The sequence below is a fragment of the Noviherbaspirillum sp. genome (assembly GCF_035627455.1).
GTDB lineage: Bacteria > Pseudomonadota > Gammaproteobacteria > Burkholderiales > Burkholderiaceae_D > Noviherbaspirillum.
The window spans coordinates 1-16,267 of record NZ_DASPLS010000057.1; the positions used below are offsets into that span (position 1 = coordinate 1).

The 16,267-nt window shown below is 61.5% G+C and carries 18 protein-coding genes and 1 pseudogene; 16 read left to right on the forward strand and 3 right to left on the reverse strand.

Features of this window, described 5'->3' with window-relative positions; all coding sequences use genetic code 11:
- From VEC01_RS10090 to motD, 14 genes and pseudogenes are all read left to right on the forward strand, one after another.
- Positions 1-394 (forward strand): annotated as a pseudogene (locus VEC01_RS10090) (methyl-accepting chemotaxis protein); the annotation flags it as partial.
- Positions 395-640: 246 nt separating this feature from the next.
- Positions 641-1,528 carry a CheR family methyltransferase gene (locus VEC01_RS10095; protein WP_324900685.1) on the forward strand — a complete coding sequence of 296 codons (888 nt, stop codon included), beginning with the start codon at positions 641-643 and terminating at the stop codon, positions 1,526-1,528.
- 3 nt (positions 1,529-1,531) lie between these two features.
- Entirely contained in the window at positions 1,532-2,143 is a 612-nt protein-coding gene (gene cheD / locus VEC01_RS10100) for a chemoreceptor glutamine deamidase CheD (RefSeq protein WP_324900686.1), read from the forward strand.
- A gap of 79 nt (positions 2,144-2,222) precedes the next feature.
- Entirely contained in the window at positions 2,223-3,299 is a 1,077-nt protein-coding gene (locus VEC01_RS10105; RefSeq protein ID WP_324900687.1) for a chemotaxis response regulator protein-glutamate methylesterase, read from the forward strand.
- A 176-nt stretch (positions 3,300-3,475) separates the two neighbouring features.
- A complete protein-coding gene (gene cheY / locus VEC01_RS10110; RefSeq protein WP_324900688.1) occupies positions 3,476-3,874 on the forward strand; it encodes a chemotaxis response regulator CheY in 399 nt (132 codons plus the stop codon).
- A 1-nt stretch (position 3,875) separates the two neighbouring features.
- On the forward strand, positions 3,876-4,526 hold the full coding sequence (gene cheZ, locus VEC01_RS10115; protein WP_324900689.1) for a protein phosphatase CheZ: 651 nt from the start codon (positions 3,876-3,878) through the stop codon (positions 4,524-4,526).
- A gap of 41 nt (positions 4,527-4,567) precedes the next feature.
- On the forward strand, positions 4,568-5,779 hold the full coding sequence (locus VEC01_RS10120) for an EAL and HDOD domain-containing protein (protein ID WP_324900690.1): 1,212 nt from the start codon (positions 4,568-4,570) through the stop codon (positions 5,777-5,779).
- Positions 5,780-5,939: 160 nt separating this feature from the next.
- Positions 5,940-7,106, forward strand: coding sequence for a flagellar biosynthesis protein FlhB (gene flhB / locus VEC01_RS10125; protein WP_324900691.1), 1,167 nt, complete (start codon positions 5,940-5,942; stop codon positions 7,104-7,106).
- Entirely contained in the window at positions 7,103-9,190 is a 2,088-nt protein-coding gene (gene flhA, locus VEC01_RS10130; RefSeq protein ID WP_324900692.1) for a flagellar biosynthesis protein FlhA, read from the forward strand. Before flhB ends, flhA begins: the two co-directional genes overlap by 4 nt.
- Positions 9,187-10,533, forward strand: coding sequence for a flagellar biosynthesis protein FlhF (gene flhF / locus VEC01_RS10135; RefSeq protein WP_324900693.1), 1,347 nt, complete (start codon positions 9,187-9,189; stop codon positions 10,531-10,533). Before flhA ends, flhF begins: the two co-directional genes overlap by 4 nt.
- A complete protein-coding gene (locus VEC01_RS10140; RefSeq protein WP_324900694.1) occupies positions 10,526-11,335 on the forward strand; it encodes an antiactivator of flagellar biosynthesis FleN protein in 810 nt (269 codons plus the stop codon). The genes flhF and VEC01_RS10140 overlap by 8 nt, the downstream gene beginning before the upstream one ends.
- A gap of 44 nt (positions 11,336-11,379) precedes the next feature.
- Positions 11,380-12,111: an RNA polymerase sigma factor FliA gene (locus tag VEC01_RS10145; RefSeq protein ID WP_324900695.1), complete on the forward strand. Its 732-nt coding sequence runs from the start codon at positions 11,380-11,382 to the stop codon at positions 12,109-12,111.
- The gene (locus VEC01_RS10150) at positions 12,093-12,830 is read left to right on the forward strand and encodes a flagellar motor protein (RefSeq protein WP_324900696.1); all 738 of its coding nucleotides are present in this window, start codon (positions 12,093-12,095) and stop codon (positions 12,828-12,830) included. Before VEC01_RS10145 ends, VEC01_RS10150 begins: the two co-directional genes overlap by 19 nt.
- 2 nt (positions 12,831-12,832) lie before the next feature.
- Positions 12,833-13,597 (forward strand): flagellar motor protein MotD, encoded by a 765-nt coding sequence (gene motD, locus VEC01_RS10155; protein WP_324900697.1) that lies wholly within the window; start codon positions 12,833-12,835, stop codon positions 13,595-13,597.
- Positions 13,598-13,661: 64 nt separating this feature from the next.
- Here motD and VEC01_RS10160 read toward each other — a convergent pair whose 3' ends face one another.
- The 3 genes from VEC01_RS10160 to flgA all read right to left on the reverse strand — a co-directional run bounded on the left by VEC01_RS10160 (position 13,662) and on the right by flgA (position 15,258).
- Positions 13,662-14,132, reverse strand: a complete 471-nt coding sequence (locus tag VEC01_RS10160; RefSeq protein WP_324900698.1) for a flagellar protein FlgN — start codon at positions 14,130-14,132, stop codon at positions 13,662-13,664.
- A 6-nt stretch (positions 14,133-14,138) separates the two neighbouring features.
- Positions 14,139-14,450, reverse strand: a complete 312-nt coding sequence (flgM, locus tag VEC01_RS10165) for a flagellar biosynthesis anti-sigma factor FlgM (protein ID WP_324900699.1) — start codon at positions 14,448-14,450, stop codon at positions 14,139-14,141.
- A 106-nt stretch (positions 14,451-14,556) separates the two neighbouring features.
- Positions 14,557-15,258, reverse strand: a complete 702-nt coding sequence (gene flgA / locus VEC01_RS10170) for a flagellar basal body P-ring formation chaperone FlgA (RefSeq protein WP_324900700.1) — start codon at positions 15,256-15,258, stop codon at positions 14,557-14,559.
- A gap of 185 nt (positions 15,259-15,443) precedes the next feature.
- Between flgA and flgB the strand changes: the two genes are divergently transcribed.
- Positions 15,444-15,860, forward strand: coding sequence for a flagellar basal body rod protein FlgB (gene flgB / locus VEC01_RS10175; RefSeq protein ID WP_324900701.1), 417 nt, complete (start codon positions 15,444-15,446; stop codon positions 15,858-15,860).
- A gap of 2 nt (positions 15,861-15,862) precedes the next feature.
- The gene (flgC, locus tag VEC01_RS10180; protein WP_324900702.1) at positions 15,863-16,267 is read left to right on the forward strand and encodes a flagellar basal body rod protein FlgC; all 405 of its coding nucleotides are present in this window, start codon (positions 15,863-15,865) and stop codon (positions 16,265-16,267) included.

The window sequence follows — 16,267 nt, forward strand, 5'->3', positions numbered from 1 at the left end:
CAAGCACGTGGCCGACATCATGAACGAGATTACCGCGGCCAGCCAGGAGCAGAGCTCCGGCATCGAGGAAGTCAACCATGCGATCGCCCAGATGGATGAGATGACGCAGCAGAACGCGGCACTCGTCGAGCAGGCGGCAGCTACCGCGGAAAGCATGCAGCAGCAATCCGCATCGCTTGCGCAGGCAGTCTCGGTGTTCAAGGTCCTGGGCAATGGCGGCACGCAGTTGGCGACTGCTGCGAACCACGCGCCGGTCGCGGCAAAGCCGATGTCCGCACCTGCAACCCGTCGGGTAGCGATGCCGCGTAATGCAATGACGCCGGCCGCGCCGAAAGCGATCGCGCAGCCGAAGCAGACCGCTCCTGCAAACGAGGGCGACTGGGAAGAGTTCTGATCGCCCATGGGCAGGGAATAGGATGCCGGGGTGGTCAGGCAAATCTCATAGAGAGCAAGGAAGGCGTGCCACCGCAGGCGCGCCTTTTTGCATGTAACAGGCGTAGTATTGAATCGTTGTTCCCGCGATTGACGCCGCCGCTCGATCGTCATAATCGACGGGCGCGGTAGTCCGGTTGAGTCGGCCACACGCCGCATGAAGTGGTTGTCGGAAAATAAAGAACGCTACCTAAGAAAGTAATCCGTTGTGGTGACTTCGGTAATACAGAAACAGGAAACAGTTAAAGAATTCGAGTTCACGCCGCGCGATTTCGAGCGCGTGCGTTCTCTGATCTACAAGCGCGCCGGCATTGCGCTTGCGGAAAGCAAACAGGAAATGGTCTACAGTCGCCTGGCCCGCCGCTTGCGCGCTACGGGCATACGCTCGTTCCAGGCTTATCTCGACGATTTGGAAAGCCGCCAGGACAGTGGGGAGTGGGAGGCGTTCACGAATGCCCTGACGACGAACCTGACGTCATTTTTCCGCGAGGCGCATCACTTCCCGATCCTGGCCGACCATGTTAGGAATCCGAAGGAGCCGCTCCTGATCTGGTGTGCGGCGAGTTCCACCGGCGAAGAGCCGTATTCCATCGCCATTACCATATGCGAGGCGCTTGGCACCCTTACGCCGCAAGCACATGTGATCGCAACCGACATTGATACCAACGTGCTGGCGACGGCCGCCAACGGTATCTACCCGATCGAGCGTCTCGACAAGATGCCTCCGGAGCGCGCCAGGCGGTTTTTCCTGAGGGGGAAGGGGGAGCGCGCCGGGCTGGTGCGGGTCCGCCCCGAGCTGCGCCAGATGGTGACATTCAAGCAACTCAATCTGCTTTCCGATGACTGGCCGGTCAACGGGCCCTTCGATGCAATCTTTTGTCGGAACGTCATGATCTATTTCGACAAGCCGACGCAGGGTAAAATCCTTTCACGTTTTGCGCCGCTGATGAAGCCGGATGCATTGCTGTTTGCCGGCCATTCCGAGAATTTTCTGTATGTTTCGGATGCGTTCAAGTTGCGGGGCAAGACGGTCTACGAACTGGACCCGGCGCGCGGTATGGCGCACCGCGCAGCGGCGCGCAGGATTGAGAAATAACGTATGAGCTACGCCCTCGAAGAGCACTTTGCCACCAACGTCTACTACGATCGGACCTTCGACTGCGATGCGGCGAAGATCCTTCCGGGCGAGTACTACTACACCTGCAAGGACATGCTGATCGTGACCGTGCTCGGCTCCTGCGTGTCGGCCTGCATCCGCGACCGCGTGACCGGCATCGGCGGCATGAATCACTTCATGCTCCCCGACGGCGGTAACGACAGCGACAGTCCGGTTTCGGCTTCAATGCGGTACGGCACCTACGCGATGGAAGTGCTGATCAACGATTTGCTCAAGGCGGGCGCGCGAAGGGAAAACCTCGAGGCAAAGGTTTTCGGCGGTGGAAATGTGCTGCGCGGATTCATCGCGATCAATGTCGGCGAGAGGAATGCGCAGTTCGTCCGTGATTACCTGCGCGCCGAGAATATCCGTGTCGTTGCGGAAGACCTGAATGACATCTATCCGCGCAAGGTCTACTTTTTCCCGCGCTCCGGCAAAGTGCTGGTGAAAAAACTCAAGCAGCTGAATAACAACACGCTGGTGAACCGGGAGCAGGATTATGCGAGCAAGCTCCTCACCACGCCGGTGTCGGGTGATGTCGAGCTGTTCGGCTGATGCGCCGGCGTCAAGAGCGAGCGCAGGGCGGGGGTCGAAAGGAATAAGAAAGCAGTGCCTGAAACGGAAAGCAAGCACCATGAAGATTAAAGTATTGATTGTGGATGACTCCGCGCTGATCCGCAGCGTGATGAGCGAAATCATTCGTCAGCAGCCGGACATGGAGGTGGTGGGCGTGGCGCCGGACCCGATCGTCGCGCGCGACCTGATTAAACGGACCAATCCGGACGTGCTGACGCTCGACGTGGAAATGCCGCGCATGGACGGCCTGGACTTCCTCGAGAAGCTGATGCGGCTGCGTCCCATGCCGGTGGTGATGGTGTCTTCATTGACCGAACGCGGTTCGGAAATCACGTTGCGCGCACTCGAACTCGGTGCTGTCGATTTCGTCACCAAGCCGAAACTCTCGATCCAGACCGGGATGCTCGAGTATTCCGAGCTGATTACCGACAAGATCCGCGCCGCCGCCAAGGCCCGTGTCAAACCTCGCACGGTGGCACAGGCGGAGGCAGGCAAGACGTCCGCGGAGGGACTGCCGCTGATCCGTAATCCGCTGACCAGTAGCGAAAAGCTGATCATCATCGGCGCCTCTACCGGCGGTACGGAAGCGATCAAGGATTTCCTGATGCAGATGCCGTCGGACTGTCCCGGCATCCTGATCACCCAGCATATGCCCGAAGGCTTTACGCGTTCCTTTGCCAAGCGGCTCGACAGCCTGTGCAAAATCACGGTGAAGGAGGCGGAGGGAGGGGAGCGTGTGCTGCCCGGCCACGCGTTCATCGCGCCCGGGCATTCGCATCTGCTGCTTGCGCGCAGCGGCGCGAACTACGTGACCCAACTGGACCAGGGGCCGCCGGTCAACAGGCATCGGCCGTCGGTCGACGTCCTGTTCGATTCCGCGGCCCGCTGCGCGGGCAAGAATGCGGTCGGCGTCATCCTTACGGGCATGGGAAAGGACGGTGCCGCCGGCATGCTCGCAATGCGCAATGCAGGGGCTTATAACTTCGCGCAGGACGAGGCCTCATGCGTGGTGTTCGGCATGCCGCGGGAAGCGATCGCGGTGGGCGCGACGCACGAGGTCGGCGCCTTGCACGCGCTGCCGGGAATGGTGCTGGGCTACCTGGCGGCGCACAGCAGCCGCGCGTTGCGGGTCTAAGGGCATTGCAAGAAAGTACACATTCTTTTTGCCTGCTGTCGCTTTTGCTCGGCATGTCTAAAGCAGATCATGCTTTAGGTGCATAATGAAGAGCGGAAGGATTATACTTAGTGCGGCCGTTCGTGCTTGCGGGCGAACGGATAGTCATAACGGTTTGAGAATCAATGGAGTAATTCATGGCTGGTCCAAATACAAAATTTCTGGTGGTCGACGATTTCTCGACGATGCGTCGTATCGTCCGCAATCTGCTGAAAGAATTGGGCTACACAAATGTCGACGAGGCAGAAGACGGTGCCATGGCGCTCTCCAAACTCCGGAGCGAGCAGTTCGATTTCGTAATCTCCGACTGGAACATGCCTGTCATGGATGGACTGACGATGCTGCAGAACATCCGTTCTGATCCGGCTCTGTCAAAATTGCCGGTGTTGATGGTGACGGCCGAGGCGAAGAAGGAAAACATCATCGCTGCGGCCCAGGCAGGCGCCAACGGCTACGTGGTGAAGCCCTTTACTGCGGCCACTCTCGACGAAAAGCTGACCAAGATCTTCGAGAAGCTGGAAAAAGTAGGGGCCTGACGTGAACACGGCGTGGCAGCAGGCGAAGGCCGAGGTCGATAATTTCCCGCAGGAGGAAATGCTGGCGCGTGTCGGCCAGATGACGCGCACCTTACACGACAACCTGCGCGGACTGGGTTTCGACAAGCTGATTGCGAAAGCGGCACACGACATTCCCGATGCGCGGGACCGGCTTGACTACGTCGCAAGGATGACAGAGCAGGCTGCGCAGAGGGTGCTGACGGCAACAGAGCTTGCCAGCCCGATCCAGGACAAGATTGAGGCCGGCGCCGACGACATCGCACAGAGTTGGCAGTCCGCGCTGCAGGCGTCGTTTTCCGAGGCGCAGTACCGGGCGCTGGCAGAACGCACCGTCGCATTCCTGGATGAAGCCCGTGGCGGCGCCATCGTCACCAAGCAGCAGCTGCTGGACATCATGATGGCGCAGGATTTTCAGGACCTCACCGGCCAGGTCATCAAGAAGGTGACTGAGCTTGCGCACAACATCGAGCAGCAGCTCGTTCAGCTGCTGGTCGATTACGCGCCGGCCGAAGTGCGCCGCGAAACGAATTCCGGCCTGCTGAACGGTCCCCAGATCAACCCGACGGCGAGCGCGGATGTCGTTTCCAGCCAGGGGCAGGTGGACGACTTGCTGGAAAGCCTGGGTTTCTAACTGCAACAACGTCGGATCTTTCCCATCCCATCACACACTACATGCAAGAAGAGCACTTTATCATTCGGGAGCCGCTGCTCAACTCTCAGGAACGGGTGCTCGGTTATGAGCTGTATTGGCAGCATGTGGCCAAGACGAGACGTCCGTCGGACTCCGAAATCGTCGCACTGGCGCGCTTTGTCGCCGATCAGCTGAACAGCGTCGAGCCCGGCGCTCCGCTGGGCGATCAGATTCTGTTCATCGAGGCGTCGCCGGCGCTGCTAACGCACGAAGTATTGAATGCATTGCCGCCCAAGGGAGTCGTATTCGCACTGCGCGGCGCCGACCTCACGGCGCCGGAAGCGGTTGCCGCCGTTCAGGCGGCGCGTGCCAAGGGCTACGGCATTTCGGTGCGCGACATTGCCCTTGCAAACCTCGACCGCAGCCTGCTGCCGCAACTGACCTATATCGAAATGCAGGTCGGTACCGCGGACTTCGTCGGCCAGGTGCAGCACTATCGTTCGCTAAACATGCCGTCCTTGCGCATGGTCGCGCGCAATGTCGGCAGCTGGCAGACGTACGATATTTGCGCCCAGCTCGGCATGTACGCATTCGTCGGGCAGCTGCATCTTGCGCCGCGTCCCGGCAACCGTTCCAAGGAGCTGAATCCGGCGCAGGCCATGATCCTGCAACTGATGGACATGGTCCGGCGCAATGCCGACGTCAAGCAGCTGGAAGGTGTGCTCAAGCGTGACGCTGCCTTGTCCTACAAGCTGCTGCGCTACATCAACTCGGCCGGATTCGGTCTGGGATGCGAGATCCAGTCGCTCAAGCATGCGGTCACCATGCTCGGCTATTCCCCGTTGTATCGCTGGCTCGCGCTGCTTCTCGCAACCGCGACCACTACCGGCTACTCACCGGTGCTGATGCAGACCGCCGTCATCCGTGGACGCTTCGCGGAGCTGCTCGGCGGCGGCTTTCTGCCTAAGAACGAAGCCGAGAACCTGTTCGTTGCCGGCATGTTTTCCCTGCTCGACAAACTGCTCGGCGTGCCGATGGAAGACGTTCTCGAGAAGATCCAGCTTTCCGAGTCGGTGACGCAGGCCCTGCTGTCGCGCGAGGGGATCTACGGCCCCTTCCTGGCCCTGGCGGAAGCCTGTGAATTGAATTCCGCGGTTGTGGATTCGATGGCAACCTCCCTTTGCATCAGTGCCAAACAGGTGAACCAGGCACAAATGTCGGCGCTCGCCTGGGCGCAAACGCTCAAGCTCTGATTCCTTTCACTGCCAGCCTCCCGTTTCCTTGCGGCATGGAATAGCGGGGGGTTTTCACACTTATTCCCGGCATGGTCATAGTGCTATTTCGCGAATAATCCTTCCTATTCGTCCCTAGTGCGTCATCCGGAGCGCACTGCGGGCAAAACAGGAGCCGGCGGTGGCCGAAGATAGCGATCTTGAAAGAACAGAACCCGCGTCGCCCAGAAGACTGGAGCAGGCGCGAGAGGAAGGCGACGTTCCCCGTTCGAGGGAGCTGGCCACCTGCACGGTTCTTCTGGGTGCCGGCCTTGGCATCTGGTTCTCCGGCGATCGTCTCGTCCGCAGTCTCAATCACATGCTGACATCCGGCCTGTCGCTGGAGCGCGAACACGCCTTCGACTTCAATCAGCTTCTGATGCATATCGTCCCCGGCCTCACGGAGGTGCTGCTCGGCTTTGCGCCGCTGGCCGGCATCCTGCTGCTCGTCGCCGCCGGGTCGCCGCTGCTGATCGGCGGCTGGTTGTTCACTGCCAAGTCCTTGGAGCCTAATTTTTCGCGGCTCAATCCGATCAAAGGGTTGGGCAACATGTTCTCCACGCGCGCCCTGGTAGAGCTGGTCAAAGCGATCGGAAAGACGGTGCTGATCGGCGGCATCGCATGGATCGTGGTGATGCGGCAGGCTGACACCATGCTTGCCCTCGCGACCGAGCCGCTCGCATCCGGCGGTGCCCACCTTGGAGACCTGCTGCTGACCAGTTTCATCGCCATCGTCTTCGGCCTGGTTGTCATCGCGCTGATCGACGTGCCGTATCAACTCTGGCATTACGCAAACAAGCTGAAGATGACGCGCGAGGAACTGCGCCAGGAATCGAAGGAGTCCGATGGCGATCCGATGGTCAAGGCGCGCATCCGCCAGCTGCAGCGCGAGATGGCAAAGCGCCGGATGATGTCCGAGATCCCGACGGCCGACGTGGTGGTGACCAACCCGACCCACTACGCTGTTGCGTTGAAGTACACCGAAGGCAAGATGCGCGCGCCGGTCGTCGTTGCAAAGGGCGCGGACGAAGTCGCCGCGAAGATCCGGGAGATCGCGGCCGAACACAAGGTCGCGCTGCTGGAAGCGCCGCCGCTTGCGCGTGCGCTTTATCGCCATACCGAACTAGGAGACGAGATCCCCGCCAAGCTGTATACCGCAGTGGCGGAAGTGCTTGCCTATGTATTCCAGCTGCGCGCGTACAGCCAGCACGGCGGCGTGCGTCCGCAGGCGCCCGGAGATCTCGATGTGCCGCCGGAGCTGGATCCGCTGAACAAGGCGCAAACGCCTGACAATGGGTTGATGCAATGAACGGTTTGACGCTGCCCGCATGGCTTTCTGGACAATCGAGCAAGGCGCTTGCCGCGCCTATCCTCATTGTCATGATGCTGGCAATGATGATCTTGCCGCTGCCGGCGTTTGCGCTGGACATCTTTTTCAGCTTCAACATCGCGCTGTCGATCATCGTGCTGCTGACCAGCCTGTACACGGTCAAGCCGCTCGACTTCATGGTGTTCCCGACGGTGCTGCTGGTTTCCACCATGCTGCGCCTGTCGCTCAACGTGGCATCCACCCGGGTCGTGCTGACGGAGGGGCATACCGGGCCCGATGCGGCGGGCAAGGTGATCGAGGCGTTCGGCCACTTCCTGATCGGCGGGAACTATACCGTTGGTATCGTGGTATTCATCATCCTCACCATCATCAACTTTGTGGTGGTGACCAAGGGCGCTGGGCGTATCGCGGAAGTCGGCGCGCGTTTCGCACTGGACGCGATGCCCGGCAAACAGATGGCGATCGACGCCGACCTGAACGCCGGCATGATCGGCGAGCAGGAAGCGCGACGCCGCCGCACCGAGGTCGCGCAGGAGGCCGAATTCTACGGCGCAATGGACGGTGCGAGCAAATACGTGCGCGGCGATGCGGTCGCCGGCATCCTGGTCACGGTCATCAACATTTTCGGCGGCCTCATCGTCGGGATGGTGCAGCACGATCTCGCCTTCGACGCGGCGATCAAGAACTATACGCTGCTGGCCATCGGCGACGGTCTGGTCGCGCAGATCCCGTCGCTGATCATCTCGACCGCGGCCGGCGTGGTAGTGTCGCGTGTGGCCAGCGAGCAGGATATCGGCGGCCAGTTGATCAACCAGCTGTTCGCCAAGCCGGATGTTCTTTATATCACCGGCGCTATTGTCGGCGGCCTGGGCCTCATTCCGGGCATGCCGCATATCGCGTTCATCCTGTTGGGCGGTGCCCTGGCGGGTGGCGCGCACCTGCTGAAGAAGCGCGCGCAGAAAGTGGACGAGGCGCCGGAACCGGTGCCGGAAATCGCGACTGCCGCGCCGGAAGTGGAAGAGGCCACCTGGCAGGATATCGTGCCGGTGGACACGCTCGGCCTGGAAGTCGGATACCGCCTGATTCCGCTGGTGGACAAGGGGCAGAACGGCGAGCTGCTGCGGCGTATCAAAGGCATCCGCAAGAAATTTGCGCAGGAAGTCGGCTTCCTTTCGCCGCCGGTACATATCCGTGACAACCTGGAACTCAAGCCGACCGCATACCGCATCAGCTTGAAGGGCGTCGAGGTCGGCACCGGTGAGGCTTACGTCGGCCAATTCCTGGCGATCAATCCGGGCATGGTCCACGGCACGCTGCCTGGCACGGCGACCACCGATCCCGCGTTCGGCCTGCCCGCAACCTGGATCGACGCCAGCCTGCGCGACCAGGCGCAGGCAATGGGGTATACCGTCGTCGATGCGGGAACCGTCATTGCAACCCACCTGAACCATGTCATTACCACGCACGCGTCCGAGCTGCTCGGCCGCATGGAAGTGCAGCAGTTGCTCGACCATCTCGGCAAGGAGTCGCCGAAGCTGGTCGAGGACCTGGTGCCGAAAGTCATTTCGTTGTCGACACTGCAGAAAGTGCTGCAGAACCTGCTCTCCGAAGGCGTGCATATCCGCGACATGCGCTCGATCATCGAAACCCTTTCGGAGTTTGCGCCGGCGACACAGGATCCGAACGAGCTGACCGCCCAGGTTCGCATCACGCTCGGGCGCGCAATCGTGCAACAGATTTTCCCTTCTGGGAATGAACTCTCGGTCATTACCCTTGACAGCCGACTCGAGCGCATCCTGATGCAGGCGTTGCAGTCCGGCGGCGCGGACGGGGCCGGCATCGAGCCCGGGCTTGCCGATACCATTGCGACGCAAACCGAACGCGCGGCGCGTCAGCAGGAGCAGATGGGCCTGCCGCCGGTGCTGCTCGTGCCCGGTCCGTTGCGTGCCTTGCTGGCGCGCTTCCTGCGCCGTGCGCTGCCGCAGCTCAAGGTGCTGTCGCACTCAGAACTTCCCGATTCCAAGACGATTAGAGTTACCAGCCTTGTTGGAGGCCAAGCATGAACGTAAGAAAATTCTCCGCAAAAACGTCGCGCGACGCATGGCGTCAGGTGCGTGAAGCGCTCGGACCGGACGCGGTGATTCTCTCCAACCGGACTATCAGCGGCATGGTTGAAATCCTTGCGCTGGCACCCGAGGACATGTCTTCACTGGCCGAGCCGGTGATCGAAAAACCGGTCAAGCCGCAGCTGTCCGAATCCACGCTTGCCGTGTTCGGCGCCAAGCGCCTGCCGGAGGCGCAGCCGGCCGCGGCACCTGCTGCCGCTCCCCACGCGTTCGGTGCCGGGCGGGCAATCGACAGCGACCAGGCATCCAACCTTGCCGATGCGCTGGCCGCGAGCCGGGGGCCGGCCATCCTGAATGAGCGCTCCGCAGCGGACATCACCGAAGTCATGTCGGAACTGCGCTCCATGCGCGGCATGCTGGAATCGCAACTGGCGGAAATCGCCTGGAGCAGCCAGCAGAAGCGCGAGCCGGTCAAGGCCAACGTGATGCGCGAAATGCTGTCCGCCGGCTTCAGTGCAAGCCTGTCACGTTACGTCACCCAGAAGCTGCCTTCCGGTGAAAAGCAGGAGAATGGTCTCGCCTGGGTGAAATCGGTCCTGGCCCGCAACCTGAACGTCATCAGCAACGAAAACGAAATCCTGGAAAAGGGCGGCGTGTACGCACTTGTGGGTCCTACCGGCGTCGGCAAGACCACGACCACCGCAAAACTCGCGGCTCGCTGCGTGATGCGTCACGGGGCCGGCAAGCTCGCGCTGATCACGACCGACGGTTATCGTATCGGCGGCTACGAGCAGCTGCGCATTTACGGCAAGATCCTTGGCGTGATGGTGCATTCGGTGAAGGACGAAACCGACCTGCGCATCGCACTCGAAGAGTTGAAGAACAAGCACATGGTGCTGATCGATACTGTCGGCATGGGGCAGCGCGACAAGATGGTGGCCGAGCAGATCGCAATGCTTTCGGGCACCGACTGCAAGGTCAAGCGCCTGCTTTGCATGGCAGCGACCTCAACTGGCGAAACGCTCAACGAAGTGGTGCGTTCGTATCAGGGCGGCGGCCTGGCCGGGTGCATCATTACCAAGCTGGACGAAGCAGCGACCGTGGGCAACGTGCTCGACGTGCTGATCCGCCAGAAGCTCAGTCTGTATTACGTCGCCAACGGGCAGCGGGTGCCGGAAGACTTGCATGTGCCGAACCAGCATTACCTGGTCGACCGCGCATTCAAGCTCAAGCGCGAGACCGCGCCGTTCCAGTATCAAGACGACGAACTGCCGCTGATTATCGGCAGCGCGGCAGCGGCGATGAATGACAAAGGTTTGCGCGAGGTGACCCTTGGCTAGTTTTGATTTTGACCAGGCCGAAGGCCTGCGGCGGATGCTCGCCGGTCCAAAGCCGCGTGTGTTCACGTTCCTGTCCGCGGCCTCGGCCGATGAAAAGGGAGCCATGCTGGTCAACCTTGGCGCATCGCTCGCCCAGGCAGGCCGCGATGTGCTGCTGGTCGACGCCTGCCTCGGTTCCGAGGGCATCTCGAATCGCCTGGATGCAGTGCGCGGCGCGACGCTGACACAGGTAGCCCGGCTTGAACGTTCGCTTGAGGATGTCGTGCAGGCGATGCCGCAGGGCTTCGCTGTGGCTGCGCTCAAGCGCGGCCCGCAGCGTTCCGCGGTGAAGGATGCGCAGCTTGCGCGCATGCTGGACGAGGCGTTCAACGAGCTGGCCACGCGCGCCGACATCGTGGTGGTCGACGCGGAGCTGGATATGGAAGATTCGCTGGCGATCCCGGCGCTCAACGACACGGAAATCGTGGTGCAGGTGGCCAACAGCCCGGAATCGATCAAGAATGCCTATGCGCTGATCAAGCGCCTGAACGGCAAGCTGGGGCGTCGTCCGTTCAGCATTCTGGTCACCGGCGCGACGGAAAAGGAAGCTCAGGTTGTGTTCGAAAACATGGCAAAGGCGGCGAACCGTTATCTGGCTGTCAAGCTGAATTCCATGGGGTCCGTGCCCGCCGACGAGCATCTGAAACGCGCGATGCGGCTTGGCCGCGCAGTGGTCGATGCATTCCCGCTGGCCGGCGCGTCGGTGGCGTTCCGGCGTCTCGCAGGGAGGGTCGTATTGTCGGATGTGGCCGCAGCGGGATAACATGGCGGTTCTGAACATGATGCCAAGCTCGGCATCCATAAATTATGTACACCGTTAGCGGAAAATCCGACAAGAACCAGTTGCTGGAGGAGCACGCTCCCCTGGTCAAGAAACTGGCACACCAGCTCAAGGCCAAGCTGCCGCCCAGCGTCGAGGTGGATGACCTGATCCAGGCCGGCATGATCGGGCTGCTGGATGCGGTCGGCCGCTACGAGGAAAACCACGGCGCGCAGTTCGAAACCTACGCGGTGCAACGCATCCGCGGCGCGATGCTCGATGAACTGCGTAACAGCGACTGGCTGCCGCGCAGCATCCGCCAGAACATGCGCAAGATTGAAGTTGCGATGAACAAGTTGCAACAGAAGCTGGGCCGCGCGCCGATGGAAGCGGAAATCGCCAAGGAGATGAAGCTCTCGCTGGAAGAGTACCAGGAGATGCTCAACGAAGGCAGCGGCCACCAGCTGGTCTACTACGAGGACTTCCACGAAAAGGACGAAAACGAGCATTTCCTCGACCGTTACTGCATCGACGAGCAGGGCGACCCGCTGCAGGCGTTGATGAACACCGGATTCCGCCAGGCGGTGATCCGGGCCATCGAAGCCTTGCCGGAGCGGGAGAAGATCCTGATGGGCCTCTACTATGAACAGGAGATGAACCTGAAGGAAATCGGTGCCGTGATGGGGGTGTCCGAGTCGCGCGTGTGTCAGCTGCACAGCCAGGCGGTTGCCCGGATGCGCGCAAGATTGCGGGAGCAGGCGTGGACTGGGCTAGCCTAGCCGGGCTGCTGCTCGGGCTGGCCGGTATCCTGGCCGGCCAGGCGCTCGAGGGCGGCCATCTCGACTCGCTGTTACAGCCGGCGGCCTTCGTGATCGTCGTAGTGGGCACGCTTGGCTCGGTGCTGCTGCAAAGCGGAATGGCCACCTTCCTGCGCGGCGCGGCCATGTTGCGCTGGGTGTTCGTGCAACCGCCGGACCTTTCGCGCACCCTCACGCATGATATTTCCATCTGGAGCACCACGGCGCGGCGCGAGGGGTTGCTCAGCCTGGAACGGTTTATCGACGGGGTCCAGGACCGTTTCACCGCGAAGGGCCTGCAGCTCGTGGTCGACGGCGTCGATCCCTACAAGATGCGCGAAATTCTGGAGGTCGATATCACTACCTACGAAAGGCGCGAGCGGCAGGCGGCAAAGATCTGGGAAGCGGCAGGGGGGTACGCGCCGACCATCGGCATTCTCGGCGCGGTGCTCGGCCTGATTCATGTGATGGAAAACCTGACCGATCCGAGCAGGCTGGGCGGCGGCATCGCTGTTGCGTTCGTCGCCACCATCTATGGCGTGGGACTGGCCAACCTGGTATTCCTTCCGATCTCGAACAAGCTCAAGACCATCGTGGCGGACGAGGTCCGGCGGCGCGAAATGCTCACCGATGTGTTCTGCAGCCTTGGCAATGGCGACAACCCGCGCGTAATCGAAGAGCGGATCCAGGCGTATCGATAGCCATGGCGCGAAAGAAGTACGACGAAGAGAGCGACAACCATGACCGCTGGCTCGTGTCGTATGCCGATTTCATTACCCTGCTGTTTGCCTTCTTCGTGGTGATGTACGCGCTGTCGTCCGTCAACGAGGGCAAGTACCGCGTTCTGTCGAACTCGCTCAACAATGCCTTCGGTCGCGGGGCAGCCGCTACGCCGCAGGGCGAATCCATGCCATCCGGCCTGCCGCGCGTCGTTCCGCAGCGTCAGCGCAGCAGCGAAGCGCTGCGCCGCGAGAAGGAACAGCTGACCGGCGTCGCGGGCAACATCCAGCAGGTGCTGGCGCCGCTCGTCCAGCAGGGCAAGGTCCGGGTAACCCAGAGCGCGCGCGGGGTGAACGTCGAAATCAATGCGAGCGTCCTGTTCGCACCCGGTGACGCCAAGTTGTCCGAAGAGAGCATCCAGGCACTGCGGGCGGTCGCTGATGTGCTGAAAGACGACGATCATGCGATCCAGGTGGAAGGCCATACGGATAGCGTCCCTATCCGCAATGCGCTGTTTCCGTCAAACTGGGAGTTATCCGCCGTGCGTGCCAGCAGCGTGGTGCGGCTGCTCATAGACAGCGGGATCGCGGACAAGCGGCTGACCGCGGTCGGGCGCGGGCCGACGCAACCGGTGGCGCCGAACGATAGCACGGAAGGGCGCATGCGCAACCGGCGGGTGTCGGTGATGATTTTGTCGAATCTGCCTGAAAATGCGACGGAAGTGCCGGTGCCGCCGGTCTTGCGTTAGCGCGCCGTGGGAAATTGCTTCTGATAGGGAGCGTCGGCCCGGAAGAGGGTGGGCCGGGGAAATGTCAGCCGACGACGAGCTTGCGGCTGCTGGTCTGGTTTGCGGACTGGCCGTTCGGGCCGTACATGTTGCCGCCCTGAGGGGCGCCCTGGAGGATGTTCAGTGCGGCCTGGTTGCGCGCCATGTGCTGACCGATCAGCATGCCGTTCACCCGGTTCAGCTCCTTCGCCTGGCGGGCGAGATCGAGCAGGTCTTTCCAGGACTGGACAGCCGTGGGCTGAGCGCTGCTGGCCCATTGTTCCATGCCGGCGTCACTCGCTTCGAAGCCGGCGCCCGCCAATTCCTGGTAGCGGCGCTGCGCCAACTCGGTCATGCGAACCACGATTTTCGTCTTTTCTTCGGTGAGCTTGCTCAGGGCCTCGACGTCTGCCCCGATCAGGCAGGACTGCTCCTGGCGGAGGAGGTCGACCAGCGATTGCGCTGCGCGGAGTTCTTCGCCGACGCCTTGCGCCAGGCTGCTACCTAGAGACTGCATGTGTTCCTATGCCTTACGGTTACGGATCAAGTCGCTGACTGTGTCGAGCAAGCCGTTGGCGACCTTTTCGGGATCGACCTGGAAGCGGCCTTCTGCGATCGCAGCCTTGATTTCTTCCACTTTCTTCGCGTCGAAAACGGCACTTCCGCCCGCTTGCTGGGAAAGCGATTCCAGTTTCGACGACAGGGTTACGGTATCCGAACCGGCCGGCGTGGTGCTGGCGGCACCGGCCTTTTCGGCGCCTTTGCCGGGGCGGGCTTGCGTGGCGGTGCCCACGCCCAACCCGGCGGCTTTTTTCAGTGAGTCATCGATTTTCACGGCAATTTCCTTGTCTGGTTGGTCTTCTACTGCTTGTCATCATTCTTATCGACGCCATTTGCAGAAACTTTAGCACCTAATTGCGGATTCCGGGAAAAGAGCATGATCAATAGGCGACTTCCACTACGCCCCCGGCCTTCGCCACCCCGCTGACGACCTGTCCGGACGCCGTCCGGGCCTGCGCAACCTGGCCTTCGGCGGCGTTGTTGAGCGCGCGCGCCTCCGCCGATACGCTGAATCCCGGGCCGGCCGACACCACGCGCACCGTCTGTCCTTGCTGGATCGCCGGTTGCGCGCGCAGCGCGTCAGAGCGCAGCGGCGCGCCCGCCGGAAGGGAAATCGCGGCAGTGCGGCCCATCGCCTGTGCCGGATCGGTGATGATGCTCCCCGGCAACGTAGTCAGGTCGCCTTTCATTTTCAACACGTCTCCCTGCGTCACCACTTTGCCTTGGGCGAGCGGGGCTGCCGTGACAACGTATTCCCCGAGGACCTGTACGGTTGCCGACACATAAATCGTCCACGGCGAAGGCGCAGTGCAGCGCACGCCCACCGTCGTTTTGCCCCAGGCCCGGCTGCCGTTGGGCAGGAAGGCTTCCGGCGCGGCGCAAGCGGGCAGGCTGGTGCGTGAATCGATCTGTCCTACCGTTATATTGATCTCGCCCGGAAGTCCCGCTGACTGCACGAGCAGGAATTGTTCAACGGTCTGCCGCAGCGCGCCGGTATCCTGACGCGGCGCCTGCGCGAGCGCGGTGCTGCTCAGTGCGACCAGCAGGGCCGGCAGGACGGATTTTTTGGATGGGCGGTTCATTGCAGGCTACATGCTACTGATGCCGCATTGGAATCAAAAGCTTGAATAGGACATGCTTTCTGAGCCTTATTGCACGATAGGCGTGACTTTCGCGTCCGTATGATCGAGCCTATATCAATCCATCATCGGAACGAGGCGTCCTTTGCCTGGCCGATGTTTTTAGCCGATGTTTGCCGGAGATTGTCATGATCGGGAAGCTTGACGACGCGCTGCATTTTCAACAGACGGTCCTGCGGCTGCGTGCCGAGCGCCAGCAGGTGCTGGCGTCGAATATCGCGAATGCCGATACGCCGAATTACAAGGCGCGGGACGTCGATTTTAGCAGCGCATTGAAACAGGCGCTGGCCGCCGGCGGGGGCGGTGCGCCTTCCGCTTTGACAAAGACGGCGCCGGCCCATCTGGGCGGTACGGCGAATGCCTCGACCGCCAGCGGCGCACCGCTACTGTACCGGAATGCGGCGCAGGGCAGCGTCGACGGCAATACGGTGGATATGGATGTCGAGCGCGCCCAGTTCGCCGATAACGCCTTGCGCTACGAGGCAAGCGTGACTTTCGCGAGCGGCAAGCTCAAGCAGTTGCTCGCCGCTGTTCAAGGACAATAACCATGTCGCTTTTTAACATCTTCAACGTCGCCGGCTCGGCAATGAGCGCCCAGGGTCAGCGCCTCAACACGGTGGCCAGCAACCTTGCCAACGCCGACAGCACGACCAGCGCGACGGGCGAGACCTACCGTGCCAAGCAGGTGGTGTTCCAGGCGGTGCAGACCGGAAACCCGGCTGCCGCCGGTGTGAAAGTGCAGCAGGTGGTGGAAGACCCGTCCCCGCCGAAGATGGTGTACGACCCGAAGCATCCGCAGGCGGATGAGAAGGGGTTTGTCGCCATGCCGAACGTTAACGTGGTGGAGGAAATGGTCAACATGATCTCCGCATCGCGTTCCTACCAAAACAACGTCGAGACCATGAACGCTGCCAAGACCATGCTGCTCAAGACGCTGACGCTGGGACAATAA

Bases quoted from the DNA above. Each gene is read 5' to 3' on its own strand.
- VEC01_RS10160 (WP_324900698.1), bottom strand. From the start codon at position 14,132: ATGCAGTCTCTAGGTAGCAGCCTGGCGCAAGGCGTCGGCGAAGAACTC.
- VEC01_RS10145 (WP_324900695.1), top strand. From the start codon at position 11,380: ATGTACACCGTTAGCGGAAAATCCGACAAGAACCAGTTGCTGGAGGAG.
- flgC (WP_324900702.1), top strand. From the start codon at position 15,863: ATGTCGCTTTTTAACATCTTCAACGTCGCCGGCTCGGCAATGAGCGCC.
- flgA (WP_324900700.1), bottom strand. From the start codon at position 15,258: ATGAACCGCCCATCCAAAAAATCCGTCCTGCCGGCCCTGCTGGTCGCA.
- motD (WP_324900697.1), top strand. From the start codon at position 12,833: ATGGCGCGAAAGAAGTACGACGAAGAGAGCGACAACCATGACCGCTGG.
- VEC01_RS10120 (WP_324900690.1), top strand. From the start codon at position 4,568: ATGCAAGAAGAGCACTTTATCATTCGGGAGCCGCTGCTCAACTCTCAG.
- flgB (WP_324900701.1), top strand. From the start codon at position 15,444: ATGATCGGGAAGCTTGACGACGCGCTGCATTTTCAACAGACGGTCCTG.
- flhF (WP_324900693.1), top strand. From the start codon at position 9,187: ATGAACGTAAGAAAATTCTCCGCAAAAACGTCGCGCGACGCATGGCGT.
- flhA (WP_324900692.1), top strand. From the start codon at position 7,103: ATGAACGGTTTGACGCTGCCCGCATGGCTTTCTGGACAATCGAGCAAG.
- VEC01_RS10105 (WP_324900687.1), top strand. From the start codon at position 2,223: ATGAAGATTAAAGTATTGATTGTGGATGACTCCGCGCTGATCCGCAGC.
- cheD (WP_324900686.1), top strand. From the start codon at position 1,532: ATGAGCTACGCCCTCGAAGAGCACTTTGCCACCAACGTCTACTACGAT.
- cheY (WP_324900688.1), top strand. From the start codon at position 3,476: ATGGCTGGTCCAAATACAAAATTTCTGGTGGTCGACGATTTCTCGACG.